The following is a 12,614-nucleotide window of genomic DNA, read 5'->3' as shown; positions in this document are numbered from 1 at the left end:
CTCTTCATGCATCTTTAAAAGAAATTCATTTGCCTCCAGCTACGATACGGCCCTATCTGCCAATCATATGCCTCGCCGCAACAGAGACGTCATAACAAGGTAAGCCATGGCACGCGACACGACCGACCAGACCCCCCTTTCCTCCGTTACGGAGCTTACCGATTATCTGGCGGGCGGTAACAAAGCTGAAGCCGATTTCCGTATCGGCACCGAGCACGAAAAATTCGCCTTTTTCCGCGAGGACAACCGGCCGGTTCCTTATTTCGGCGATGCCAGCATTTCCGCACTTTTGAAGGGCATGCAGGAGAAGCTCGGCTGGGACCCGATAATGGACGGTGAAAACATCATCGGCCTCGGCGAACAACACGGCATGGGTGCCATCTCCATCGAACCGGGCGGGCAGTTCGAACTTTCGGGCGCGCCGCTTGAGAACCTGCACCAGACCTGCAAGGAATCCAACCAGCATCTGGCGACGCTGCGCGAAGTGGCGGAGCCGATGGGCATCCGTTTCCTCGGCATCGGCGGCAGCCCGCTGTGGACCTTTGACGAAACGCCACGCATGCCGAAATCGCGCTACGCGATCATGACGCGCTACATGCCGAAAGTCGGGACCAAGGGTCTCGACATGATGTACCGCACCTGCACCATTCAGGTTAATCTCGACTTTTCATCCGAAGCCGACATGCGCCAGAAGATGCGTGTTTCCATGAAGCTGCAGTCTCTGGCAACGGCGCTTTTCGCCTCGTCGCCCTTTACGGAGGGCAAGCCGAACGGTCTTCTCTCGTGGCGCGGCGATATCTGGCGCGATACTGACAATCGCCGCTCGGGCGTCTTGCCCTTCACCTTCAACGAGGATTTCGGGTTCAAGGACTATGTGGAATGGGCGCTCGACGTGCCGATGTATTTCATCGTGCGCGACGGCAAATACCATGATTGCACCCATGTCACCTTCCGTCAGTTCATGAATGGTGCGCTCAAGGGCGAAATCGCCGCATGGGAACCGACCATGGGCGACTGGACGAACCATCTCTCCACCCTGTTCCCCGATGTGCGCCTGAAGCGTTTTCTGGAAATGCGCGGCGCCGACGGCGGCCCGTGGCGACGCATATGCGCCCTGCCAGCCTTCTGGGTCGGCCTTCTCTATGACAGGCAGGCGCTGGACGCCGCCGACGCATTGACGGCGGCCTGGAGCTTCGACGAGGTTATCGCCCTTCGTGATGCGGTTCCGGCCAAGGGACTGAATGCCGAAATCGCCGGCAAGCCGCTTCTCGGTATCGCGCGCGAAGTGCTCGATATTTCCCGCACCGGACTGAAAAACCGCAACCGGCTGAATGGCGAAGGTCAGGACGAGACCGTATTCCTGTCCTCGCTGGACGAGGTATTGGCGAAGAAAACGACACTCGCCGAAGACTTGCTGGCGCTTTACAATGGCCGCTGGGGCGGCTCGGTTCTTCCTGTGTTCGAGGAATATCAGTATTAAAACCAGCGGAACCGCTTCGGGTTTCGCGAGAGCGCCAATCGCAGACATAAAAAAACCCGGTGCGGCCGAGGGGGCCTGACACCGGGCAAAGGCAGGGCTATTGGCAAATCACCCTGCGGGGAAACCTTTCGGCTGGAGGGCCTCTCCGGCAGCTGGAGGCCCGCCGGATGGCGCTATTTCAAAGGGTCTTGAACCGTGTTACGGCCCGTCGACGTGCCGCGCGGGTCAGATGAGCGGTGGGATCTTCCAGCAGGCCCGTGTTGAGGGCGTCGCTGACGTCCGATCTTGCCAGGCCGATATCGGCGAGAAGACGATCATCCAGCTCGGTGAGGCCATTCGCCACGATACGATTGTAGATGCGCTGCACGAAGGTCTTGACGCGGAAAGCGACGCGGCGGAACGTATCGTTCGGCCGTGCTGTTGCAAGTTCCAGTTCCATTCTCCGTTCTGCCGTGCGCATGACACTTATCCTTTCGTAACGGCACGATGCGGCACCGCCCCCGGCGCACCACGCGCGAGAAGCTGCCTCGGGTTGGGAGCCTGACGTTTCGCTGGCCCGGGGTTGAGATTGATTTGCTTGGTGTCAAAATGTCGCAAGACTATTGATCAGTCCAACGAATGTTTCTAATGTAAGACATCAATCATTCTGATGGATGACCATCCATGTCCGCACCTCTCGACATAGACCAGCTGCACACCTTCATCGCCATCGTCGATACGGGCAGCTTCACCAAGGCCGCAGACCGCGTTTTCAAGACACAGTCCGCCGTCTCGATGCAGATGCGACGGCTGGAAGAACGCATCGGCAAACAGCTCTTCGCCAAGGACGGGCGGGGCAACCGCCTTACGGCGGAAGGCGAAAAGCTGATGAACTATGCCCGCCGCATCATCCGCCTCAATAACGAGGCGATCGCCGCCTTCGATGACAACCGGCTGGAGGGCACGCTGCGCATCGGCACGCCCGATGACTATGCCGACCGTTACATGCCCGAGATCATCGGGCGTTTCGCGAAGACTCATCCGAATGTCGAGCTTTACATCGTCTGCGAGCCGTCGGTTAGCCTTGCGGAAAAAATGGCGCGCGGCGAACTGGATATCGCTCTCGTCACCCACAATCCGCGGGCCCGCTCGTCGGATGTGGTGCGCACCGAACCGCTGTGCTGGGTCGCTTCCGCCAACCATCCGCTGAAGGACGATGCCCCTGTGCCCCTCGCCGTCGGACGACGTGACTGCCACTGGCGCCAGCTCGCCTGTTCGGCGCTCGATGCCGACGGGCGCGATTACCAGGTGCTTTTTACCAGCTGGTCTTCAACCGTCGTTGCCGCCGCCGTGCTGGCGGGCATGGCTGTTTCGGTGCTGCCGGAATCGGCGCTGCGCACCGGCATGAAGGTTCTGACCGCCGCAGACGGCTTCCCGCCGCTGCCGCCGGTGCAGATCGGCCTGATGAAACGACCGGGCCTTTCCCCATCGCTGGTGAATGCCATCACCGACCATATCACCGCCTGCCTCGACAATATCTCACCGATGAGCGTGGTCGACGAGATGGACAGCGATGTGAAGACCTATCCGAAGATGCCGCGCCTGCGCGCCGGACATATGCTGCCGGGCTGGTAATCCGGCGGCGGATCGCCGAGCGCGCCCCGCGCTGACAAGCCGGTCCGACGGCGCCTATCGCGCGCGCAGCGTTGCTACCGCCAGCAGCGTATCGCCGCTGATTCCCGCAGAGCCGCTGCCATTGAACAGCATCATGATGGGATCTGTGGTGTTCTGCGCGTTGTCATACATGACGGTAAAACGCGCGACGAGCTTCTTTACCTTTTCCGGGTCCTGAAAATCCTTGATGTCGAAGTATTTCTTCATCATCGCCACCTGCGTATCGACCGGGGCATTGCCGAGTTCGTCAGGAATGCCGAAGGTGGTGTTGATGAAACTCTGGATCGCGGTATCGGCAAGAATGGAATAATAGGACGTCGTGCCTGCCGCGATGCGCTTGAAATAAAGCGCCAGACGGACGCCGGCATTCTCTTCGCCCGCCTGCGTCTCCAGGGTCTGGGTCAGATAATTGTCCAGTGTCTCGTAGAGACCGCGCCGTGTCTGGATCAGGCTGCGGTCTTCGTGAAGGATATTGCCGTCAGAATCGAAGTTGAAGGCGGTGACGAGACGGCGGAAGACCGGATCCATTTCCTTGTTGAGATAGCTTTCGCCATCATCCAGTTTCGACGAGAACATCTTCTGCAGCTGTTCCTTCGTCACAGTTTTGGGATCGATGCCAAGCGATTCCATCGCGAATTCCGTAAGACGATCATTGCTCAGAAAATCCTTGAGCGTCTTGATCTTCTGCATCTCGCCCGTGAAATATTCCGCCTCCTTCTTGGCGGTTTCCTTGTCTTTCTCAGTGCCGAAAGCTGACTTCTTCTTGATGTAGTCAGCCGACATGGTCTGCATCTCGATTTCCGACTGTGCCAGCACCGGGGAGCCCAGGCTTCCGTCCGGTGCGAAGTTGAAAAGCTCCGCCAGTTTGACATATCGCTCGTCTTTCAGCGTATAGACGTAGCTCTTTTTGTCCTGAAGATCGCTGGTGAGGACCTTGCGGATATCCGCCGCATTCACCTTGGCCGGATCGAGGCCGACGGCCTTCAGCGCATAATTATAGACTGCGCTGCTGTCGAGGAAATCCTTGACGGAGGTGACGCTTCTAATGTCACTCTTGAATAAGGTCAGCGCCTTCTCGTCGGCGGCGTCATCCTTTTCGCCGTAATGGGTCATGTAGCCGCTTGTCGTGGTCGCGGTCTGCAGCGTCGTCTGCGGCGTGGTGCCGTCGGCAAGCGTTCCGTCCGTCTTGAAATTGAACGCGTTCCTCATGGCGAGGTAGCGCTTGTCGTTCTTGCCGAAAGTCGCGATGTAATTGTTCGGGTCGTTCAGGTCGCTGGTCAGGATGTTCTCGATCGTCGCCGTCACGATCGTCAGGTCGTTAAGGTCAAAGGCAACCTTGATATAGTTGAGGAGACGCGTATCCGAGAGCAGTTCGTCCACGGTCTTGATCGAACCGATCTTCGATTCGAAATAGTCCCGGTTCAGCGTGGCGACCGTCGGCGTCACGCGCGGTGCGCTGCTGATGTAGGCATCCGTCATCACCTTGATATTGTCAGCTTTCTGCGCCCCGCCGGCGGCAACGGTGCCATCGATTTTGAATTCGAAGGCGGCGGCGAGCTGTGCCATCTTGTTATATTGGGTGACGGCATTTGAAAGCGTCGTCTGTTCTGCCGTGATCGCGGCAAGCTTCGCTTCCCACTCGCTCTTGGGTGGCAACACGGCTTCGAGCTGCGTCAGCTGGTCCTGCCTGGTAACTTTTTCCGCCTCGAGCGCCGTGCGCTGCTCGTCTGTCAGTTCCGTTCCCGCGAGCGAAGTGTCGATTGCGGCGATCCGCGCCGTGACCTCCGCGTGCAGTTCGATATTACCTTTCATGGTCAGCTTTTCGACCGCATCATTATAGGCAGCGCCAAATTTCTGATTGAGGTAGCTGTCGGGATCGGCGATGTCGCTCGTCATCAATCCCCGGATATGGGAATAGGTATAGGTCTTCTCATCGATGCTGAAGACCTGAAATATATAGGCGCGGGCCCTGTCGTTCTGGAGCAGCTGATCGACGTTGGTGACCGTGCCGATGATCGCCTTGTAATAGCGGGTCTCTTCGGCAAGGCTGTCATCCATGTCGGTGATCGACGTCCCGTAGAGCCCGATCATCTTGTCGAGCTGTGCCTCCGTCTGAACCGTCTTTGTCGAGGCCGTGAAATTGAAGGCAGCGGCGAATTCCCGATACCGCTCGTCGGTCAGCTTGTTGGCGAAGCTGTTCTGGTCGTTCAGGTCGCTCTCCAGCACCTTTTTCATGAAAGCCTTGGCATAGGTCATCTCGCCGAGGCCGAAGGCATCCATGGCATAGGAATAGAGCTGATAGTTATCGAGGAATTCATCGACGCTTTTCACATTGCCGATGTTTTCCTTGTAATACTTCGTCTGACGCTCGGTGATTGCCTGCTGCGACACGCGTGAAATGCTTGTCTTCATATCGCGGTTGATGAGGTCGTAGCTGAGATAAGTCGATACCATCCGAATGCCCCCTGGAGCCTCGCTCGTCCCCGTGGGACGTCGAAACTCCGCTTGAATCCGCCCTGCCATGCCTCCATGCGGAAGTGCGGCAGGGCCCGACGCGACTATGCAGGACGCGCCTTGCCCGGAGCTTGAAAGAGCACAATTTCGACCGAGATAAAAACCGCATTGTCCCGATCTCCTTTACCCAAGCGAAACCATGCCACAGTGTGTTTTGCTAACCATTTGGGAATGCAAAGTTTTCTTAACCGCGATTTTTAAGCAGTCTCGAACAGGCGGCGGATATTCTCCTGACATCAGAGGACGAAAAGTCCCGATGAGAAGACCGGAAACCGGCTCTCAGGTAAAACAAGGGTAGAATAAACATGACCAAGACCGTTCTGAAGCCCGACTGGGCCGTCGCCACTCTCAGGTTAGACCCGGCACGTTTTCCGCAACAGGTCACCTATGGAAAAGGCAATGGCGCGACCGATGTCGCCGTCACCCTCGATGAACGGGGCGCCGTTCTGAGAAAGGTTCTGTCCTCTTCCGGCCTGCCTCTGTCCTTCGCCCTGCCTGCCCGCGCCTTCAAGGGTGTTGCCGCCCGCGCCATCGACCATGGTGACGGGCAGGTGACGGTGACTCTCGAGCTGCATCACGACGATCCGGATCTTTGCGTTCCGCTTCTCGTCGCCCACGATCTGTGCGATATCGCCGCCGACTGGCGCAGCTGGTCCGAGGCCTACCGCATTCCCATGCTGATGGTGGAAGCCGATGGCGTCGCCCGTCCGCTGGAAGAACACCTCGGCAAGGTGCGCACCCAGAATACCCGTCCGCGCCGCCGCCATTCCTATTTCGCGGAGCGCCGCCCGCGCTTCCTCGTTCGCCGTTCCACCGGTTCGCTCGGCATGAGCATGAAGATCGAGGGCAAGGAAATCATCGCCCGCAACTGATCTTCTTCAATCCAGAACACAAAAAGCCCGGCGCGGATGACGCGACCGGGCTTTTTCGTATTCGCTATTCCAGCAGCTTACACCAGCAGCAGCGGCAGAATGAGCCCTGCGAAAATCAGCACGCCGACGCGGTTGTTGGATTTGAACAGCACGAGGCACTGGTCAACGTCATCGATATCAAGCACCCATACCTGCCGGAACAGCATGAGAGCCGCGGCGGCAAGTCCGCTATAGGCAATGACGTTAACACCCGCCGTCCAGAACGACAGGAACATCATGGCAAGGGCTGTGCCATAAAGGAAAACCAGCCAGCGATGTGTGTTTTCTCCAAACAGGAGGGCGGTAGAACCGATGCCCACCGCCGTGTCATCTTCCTTGTCCTGGTGGGCGTAGATTGTATCATAACCGATCGTCCAGGCGATGGAGCCGACATAAAGCAGGACAGCCGGCCAGGCAATCGATCCGAACTGCCCCGCCCAGCCCATCAGCGCGCCCCAGGAAAAGGCAAGGCCGAGGAAAAATTGCGGCCAGTTGGTGAAGCGCTTGGCGAAGGGATAGATCGCCACGAAGAACAGCGAGAACATACCGGTTGCGATTGCGAAACTGTTGAACTGCAGGAGGACGACCAGCCCGGCAAGCGCCTGCAGGACGATGAAGACCTTGGCCTGTCCGCGGCTCACCCGGCCCGACGGCAGCGGTCGCGAGCGGGTGCGCGCCACTGCCATGTCGATCTTGTGGTCGGCCAGATCATTATAGGTGCAGCCCGCGCCGCGCATCGCCACCGATCCGATGAAGAACAGCACTAGGTGCCAGATCAGCGTGCCCCAGGAAAAGCCGCCGGTCGCCACCGCCGCGTTGGCCGCGAGGGCTGCGGACCAGAAGCACGGCCACATCAGCAATTGCCAGCCGATGGGTCGATCCCACCGGGCCAGCTGCGCATAGGGCCAGAGGGGCCTCGGCAAAATCCGATAGACCCAGTTATTGGATGGCGCGTCGGAGACGCGGTCTGACAAATCGCTGTGGTGAACCATGGGATGGTTCTACAGCATCAGCCGCAAAATCGGAATGGATTTCAGCAGCCGACCGTACACGCAGAAAAGCCCCGCAGCGGTTCGCGACGGGGCTTTTCAGGAGCATATCTCCACTCGTGTCAGGGCAGGGAGAAATTGAATTTGTAGCTCGCCTGAACCCCGATGATGAACTGGTTCTTCGAACCGCGCTCGCGCACGAGCGAACTGTCCGCGGCATCGCCGGTCAGGCGGCGATATTCCGCAAAGGAGCCGACTTCAGCATTTTCGGTGACTTTCCAGGTGATGGCGGCGCCGATACCGGCCGAATGCAGGCCGCCGCCCGGGCTATAGGGCGATGGCGCGCCGGCGGCCGTCTGTGCCGCACTCACACCGTAATAACGTTCATTGTATTTGCTGCTCACCCACGTGGCGCGCGGGCCGGCCGAAATCTGGATGCCGGGGGCGATATCGGTGAAGGCATCGACAGCGACATCTCCGACCACGCCGCTGTGGCTGCGTATGCCCTGACGAACTTCGCCGCGAACGCGCAGCCAGTCGGTCGGATAAGCCTCGGCAAAACCACCAAGCTCGCCGCCGCGCTTGATACGCGTCATGCCCTTCAGATCCGCAGAATCACCCTCATCACGTGGAGAAATCAGGCGGCCGGCGAGACCCATGCTGATCGGACCGTTATCCAGAAGCGAGATGGAGGCGCTGTCGTTCCGGGAGGTGAAACGGGCGCCCTGCCCCTGACGGCCGAGGGAAATGATGGGCGAAAAGCCGAATTCATTCTTGTTATCGCCCTGATATTTCGGCGCAGTGAAACCCGCGCCGCCGAGTTTCAGATACCAGTCGCCGGAAAACCAGCCATCCGCATGGGCATTGCCCACGGCAAAAAGCGATACAACACAGGCGGCAACGGCCGCTGATGGCTTGAACATGAAAGAACCCCAGAAACGCAATACAGACAGGTGTCCGTAGAATTAGAGGGATTGTCTTTCCATTCGATTAACCAGTGCGTTAAGAAGCAGACACCACTGCGAGGCTCACGACACGGCGCCAAACCTCTCGTTCGTCATGCTCGGGCCTGTCCCGAGCATCTGCGACCGAAGGACTTTACGCAACGTGGATAGATCTTCGGAACAAGCCCGAGGGTGACGCCGAGATTGCGGAGACGCTTGTCAATACTCTCCGCAATTCGGTCACTCGTCGCCCACACCGTCGTCAGAATGTCACTTTCTCCAGCGGCGCCCGGGTCTTCTCAAACTCCAGCAGCTTTGCCTCGTTCTGCGCAATGTAGTCGCGATTATGCGGCACGGCATCGCGGTCCTTGGCGATCTGGATCTGGAAGATGTGGAAGTTTTCATGGGTGAAGGCCATTTCCGACCCCGCCAGATAAAACTCCCACATGCGGAAGAAGCGCTCATCGTAAAGCGCGATCGCTTCTGCCCTGCGTGCCACGAAACGTTCCCGCCAGTGGCGAAGCGTATGGGCATAATGCATGGGCAGAATTTCGATATCCTTTACCAGCAGCCGCGACTTCTCGAGGGCCGGCAACACTTCCGCGAGCGATGGGATATAGCCGCCGGGGAAAATATATTTTTCGATGAAGGGGTTGGTCGCCAGTGCCGGATAGGGCTGACCGATGGAATGCAGCACCATCACGCCCTTGTCATCAAGCACCTCCGCCACCTTCTCGAAATAGTCGCGATAATGGGTCGGCCCGACATGTTCGAACATGCCGACGGAGACGATGCGGTCGTATTTTTTCGAGGCAGGCAGATAACGATAATCCTGCAACTCGAAGCGGACATTGCCGGCAAGACCGCGTTTTGCGGCTCGGTCGCGGGAAACGCGCAGCTGTTCCTCGCTAAGCGTGATGCCGGTGACATCGGCTCCGGCGCTCTCGGCGATATACATGGCCATGCCGCCCCAGCCGGAGCCGATTTCCAGAACACTCTGGCCCGGCTCCGTCATCAGCTTGGCGGCGATGTGCCGCTTTTTCGCGACCTGCGCCTCATAGAGGCTGATGCCGGGCGGATTGAAATAGGCGCAGGAATATTGCCAGTCCTCATCGAGAAAGAGGTCAAACAGCTTTGCGCTCAGATCATAATGGTGGGCGACGTTGCTCTTGTTGTGATTGACCGGCAGATGCATCTTGATGCGGGCGGCGATGATGCGAGCCATGCCACGCCAGATCATGCCGAAGGACAGGGCTTCGCTCAGCGTATTGCTTTTGACCAGCGCCAGAAAATCATAAATGTCGCCTTCCGCGACCTTCATGCGGCCTTCCATGTACATTTCAGCAAGCTTGAGCGCCGGATCGGCGGCAATCTCCTGCATGGCGGCTTCGTCGGCGAAGTTGAGAACCACCTTCTTTCCGGCACCATTGCCGAATGTGCGGCTGCCGCCGGGGCTGTTGACGGTCAGATCACCGTTCTTGATTATCTTTTCGAGAAGAACATGCAGAGACGACGCCATGGCACCCCCAATTGCTAAGTCTCACTTATCAATTTTGCTGACCGTATTCCTTTCGGCATAAGTTGCAAGATAGTCTTATTTCAAAAAAATTGAACGATTTCATCAAGCAAAAAGCCCTGCCGAGGTGTATGGCAGGGCTTTACTCAGAAAAATCATTTCAACCGCAGGTCAGCGCCGCTTCATGGCTTCAGCCAGGGCAGCTGCCAGTGCACCACCGGATTGCGACCCCTCGTTGCGATCTTTGGGCTTGGCTGTCGCGTGGCGCATGGCGTTTGTATTGCCCCTCTCCCGCATCGGCTGCGGCGCAGCCTCACCACCATCCTTACGCATGGTCAGCCCGATGCGCTTGCGCTTCACATCCACTTCAACGACTCGCACCTTGACGACATCACCCGCCTTGACGACCTCATGCGGGTCTTTGACGAAACGGTCGGCGAGCTGCGAGACATGCACCAGCCCGTCCTGATGCACGCCGATATCCACGAAGGCGCCGAAGGCAGCCACATTGGTAACGGTGCCTTCCAGCAACATGCCGGGTTTCAGATCGGTGATCTCGTCCACACCCTCGGCAAAGGTCGCGGTCTTGAAGCTCGGGCGCGGGTCACGGCCGGGCTTTTCCAGTTCGGCGATGATGTCCTTGACGGTCGGCAGGCCGAATTGCTCATCTATGAACTTCTTAGGGTCAAGCGACTTCAAGGTGGCGCTATCGCCCATCAGCGAGCGCAGATCGCGGCCGCAGGCGGCGACGATCTTCTTCGCCACGCCATAGGCTTCCGGGTGAACGGACGAAGCATCCAGCGGCTCCTTGCCGTTTGGAATGCGCAGGAAGCCCGCGCATTGTTCGAAGGTGCGCTGGCCGAGGCGCGGCACTTTGAGCAATTCCTTGCGGCTCGCGAATGGACCGGTCTGATCGCGATGGGCAACGATGGCATCGGCAATCGAGGCACCGAGACCGGAAACCCGAGCCAGAAGCGGCGACGAGGCCGTGTTGAGGTCCACGCCGACGGCATTCACGGCATCTTCCACCACGGCATCGAGCGAGCGGCTGAGGCGGCCCTGATCGACATCGTGCTGGTATTGCCCGACACCGATGGATTTCGGCTCGATCTTCACCAGTTCCGCCAGCGGGTCCTGAAGGCGGCGGGCAATGGAGACTGCTCCACGTAGCGAAACGTCGAGATTGGGGAATTCGGCCGCCGCCCGCTCCGAAGCGGAATAGACGGATGCGCCCGCCTCCGACACGATTACCTTGGTGGGCTTTGTACCTGAAGCGGAAGCCGGCAGCTGGGCCAGAAGATCGGCCACCAGCTTTTCCGTCTCGCGGCTGCCGGTGCCATTGCCGATGGCGATCAGCTCGACATTGTGCTTGCGAATGAGCAAGGCGAGTTCCGCCTGCGCGCCGCGCACGTCGTTCTTCGGCTGGAAGGGGTAAACCGTCAAGGTGTCCAGCAGCTTGCCGGTGCCATCGACCACGGCCACCTTGACGCCGGTGCGGATGCCCGGATCGAGACCCATGGTGGCGCGCGATCCGGCGGGAGCGGCCAGCAGGAGATCCTTGAGGTTCCGTGCGAAGACGTTGATCGCCTCTTCTTCCGCCCGCTCACGCAACTCGCGCATCAGGTCGAGCGACAGCGACATGGAGAGTTTCACGCGCCAGGTCCAGCCGGCGACCTCCATCAGCCATTGATCGGCGGGGCCAGCATTGCGGATATCGAAGGCGGCGGCGATGGTGCGCTGCGCCGGCTTCACCGGTGCGGGATCGTCTGCATCGACATCAATCGTCAATGTCAGAATTTCCTCGTTCCAGCCGCGCAGCATGGCGAGCGCCCGGTGGCCCGGCACGCTTGCCCAGCGTTCGGAATGGTCGAAATAATCGGAAAACTTCTCGCCCGCCGCCTGTTTGCCATCCACCACCTTGGCGCGGAAGGTGGCGTTCTGGCGCATGTAATCGCGCAGGCGGCCAAGCAGATCGGCATTTTCCGTCATGGTTTCAGCCACGATGTCTCGCGCGCCCTCGAGCGCCGCCTTCACATCGGCCACCTCGCCCTGCACATAGGCCTCCGCCAGTTTCGCCGGATCGGCGGCGCGGTTTTCCCATATGGCTTCGGCAAGCGGGCCAAGACCCCTTTCGCGGGCGATTTCGGCACGGGTGCGGCGCTTCGGCTTATAGGGCAGGTAGAGGTCTTCCAGCTCGGCCTTGGTGCCCGCCTGCATTATCTTGACCATCAGCTCATCGGTCATCTTTCCCTGCCCGCTGATGGAATCGACGATGGAAGAGCGACGGGCATTGAGTTCGCGCAGATAGACAAGGCGTTCGGAAAGCGTGCGCAGCTGGGTATCGTCAAGCCCTCCCGTCACTTCCTTGCGGTATCTGGCGATGAAGGGAACGGTCGCGCCCTCGTCCAGCAGGGTCACCGCCGCCTTTACCTGATCGGGGCGGGCGTTGATTTCGGAGGCGATGAGCGTGGCGAGGCGGGCGTTGTCTGCGGTCATATGGGTCTCTGCTGTCATATCTGGAGCGGCGACCATAATGTCTGATTGTGGCGTGACAACAAGAGGCGACAACGATTCCACAGGAAAGGCTGACTTCAGGGGAAAGACAGG

The 12,614-nt window shown here is 59.1% G+C and carries 9 protein-coding genes; 3 read left to right on the top strand and 6 right to left on the bottom strand.

What is annotated here, in order from left to right; translation table 11 throughout:
• Nucleotides 1-106 precede the first annotated feature (106 nt).
• Complete coding sequence (locus tag BTN45_RS01405; RefSeq protein WP_107340503.1) at nt 107-1,480, top strand: glutamate--cysteine ligase; 1,374 nt, start codon at nt 107-109, stop codon at nt 1,478-1,480.
• Between the two features lie 178 nt (nt 1,481-1,658).
• Here the strand turns inward: BTN45_RS01405 and BTN45_RS01400 are convergent, their stop codons facing one another.
• Nucleotides 1,659-1,940: a DUF1127 domain-containing protein gene (locus tag BTN45_RS01400; RefSeq protein WP_004440146.1), complete on the bottom strand. Its 282-nt coding sequence runs from the start codon at nt 1,938-1,940 to the stop codon at nt 1,659-1,661.
• A 203-nt stretch (nt 1,941-2,143) separates the two neighbouring features.
• Between BTN45_RS01400 and BTN45_RS01395 the strand changes: the two genes are divergently transcribed.
• Nucleotides 2,144-3,094: a LysR substrate-binding domain-containing protein gene (locus BTN45_RS01395; protein WP_004440144.1), complete on the top strand. Its 951-nt coding sequence runs from the start codon at nt 2,144-2,146 to the stop codon at nt 3,092-3,094.
• Between the two features lie 54 nt (nt 3,095-3,148).
• Here the strand turns inward: BTN45_RS01395 and BTN45_RS01390 are convergent, their stop codons facing one another.
• Nucleotides 3,149-5,587 (bottom strand): DUF1217 domain-containing protein, encoded by a 2,439-nt coding sequence (locus BTN45_RS01390; RefSeq protein WP_207588654.1) that lies wholly within the window; start codon nt 5,585-5,587, stop codon nt 3,149-3,151.
• A 365-nt stretch (nt 5,588-5,952) separates the two neighbouring features.
• Between BTN45_RS01390 and BTN45_RS01385 the strand changes: the two genes are divergently transcribed.
• Entirely contained in the window at nt 5,953-6,519 is a 567-nt protein-coding gene (locus BTN45_RS01385) for a DUF6101 family protein (protein ID WP_004440141.1), read from the top strand.
• A gap of 77 nt (nt 6,520-6,596) precedes the next feature.
• On the opposite strand, the gene ubiA is transcribed toward BTN45_RS01385, so the two are convergent.
• The 4 genes from ubiA to BTN45_RS01365 all read right to left on the bottom strand — a co-directional run bounded on the left by ubiA (nt 6,597) and on the right by BTN45_RS01365 (nt 12,503).
• Nucleotides 6,597-7,550, bottom strand: a complete 954-nt coding sequence (gene ubiA / locus BTN45_RS01380) for a 4-hydroxybenzoate octaprenyltransferase (RefSeq protein WP_006699487.1) — start codon at nt 7,548-7,550, stop codon at nt 6,597-6,599.
• A 119-nt stretch (nt 7,551-7,669) separates the two neighbouring features.
• The gene (locus BTN45_RS01375; protein ID WP_207588652.1) at nt 7,670-8,470 is read right to left on the bottom strand and encodes a MipA/OmpV family protein; all 801 of its coding nucleotides are present in this window, start codon (nt 8,468-8,470) and stop codon (nt 7,670-7,672) included.
• 283 nt (nt 8,471-8,753) lie between these two features.
• Nucleotides 8,754-10,010, bottom strand: a complete 1,257-nt coding sequence (locus BTN45_RS01370; RefSeq protein WP_022555668.1) for a cyclopropane-fatty-acyl-phospholipid synthase family protein — start codon at nt 10,008-10,010, stop codon at nt 8,754-8,756.
• A 168-nt stretch (nt 10,011-10,178) separates the two neighbouring features.
• A complete protein-coding gene (locus BTN45_RS01365) occupies nt 10,179-12,503 on the bottom strand; it encodes a Tex family protein (RefSeq protein ID WP_207588651.1) in 2,325 nt (774 codons plus the stop codon).
• Between the last annotated feature and the right edge of the window lie 111 nt (nt 12,504-12,614).

Source organism: Rhizobium sp. ZX09 (assembly GCF_017357485.1).
Taxonomy (GTDB): Bacteria; Pseudomonadota; Alphaproteobacteria; order Rhizobiales; family Rhizobiaceae; genus Agrobacterium; species Agrobacterium pusense.
Note: the sequence above shows the minus strand (reverse complement) of the source record. Positions and strands in the feature narration are given on the sequence as shown.

Excerpts from the sequence above, each read along its gene's own strand:
- BTN45_RS01405 (WP_107340503.1), top strand. The coding sequence starts at position 107 with ATGGCACGCGACACGACCGACCAGACCCCCCTTTCCTCCGTTACGGAG.
- BTN45_RS01400 (WP_004440146.1), bottom strand. The coding sequence starts at position 1,940 with ATGCGCACGGCAGAACGGAGAATGGAACTGGAACTTGCAACAGCACGG.
- BTN45_RS01395 (WP_004440144.1), top strand. The coding sequence starts at position 2,144 with ATGTCCGCACCTCTCGACATAGACCAGCTGCACACCTTCATCGCCATC.
- BTN45_RS01390 (WP_207588654.1), bottom strand. The coding sequence starts at position 5,587 with ATGGTATCGACTTATCTCAGCTACGACCTCATCAACCGCGATATGAAG.
- BTN45_RS01385 (WP_004440141.1), top strand. The coding sequence starts at position 5,953 with ATGACCAAGACCGTTCTGAAGCCCGACTGGGCCGTCGCCACTCTCAGG.
- ubiA (WP_006699487.1), bottom strand. The coding sequence starts at position 7,550 with ATGGTTCACCACAGCGATTTGTCAGACCGCGTCTCCGACGCGCCATCC.
- BTN45_RS01375 (WP_207588652.1), bottom strand. The coding sequence starts at position 8,470 with ATGTTCAAGCCATCAGCGGCCGTTGCCGCCTGTGTTGTATCGCTTTTT.
- BTN45_RS01370 (WP_022555668.1), bottom strand. The coding sequence starts at position 10,010 with ATGGCGTCGTCTCTGCATGTTCTTCTCGAAAAGATAATCAAGAACGGT.
- BTN45_RS01365 (WP_207588651.1), bottom strand. The coding sequence starts at position 12,503 with ATGACCGCAGACAACGCCCGCCTCGCCACGCTCATCGCCTCCGAAATC.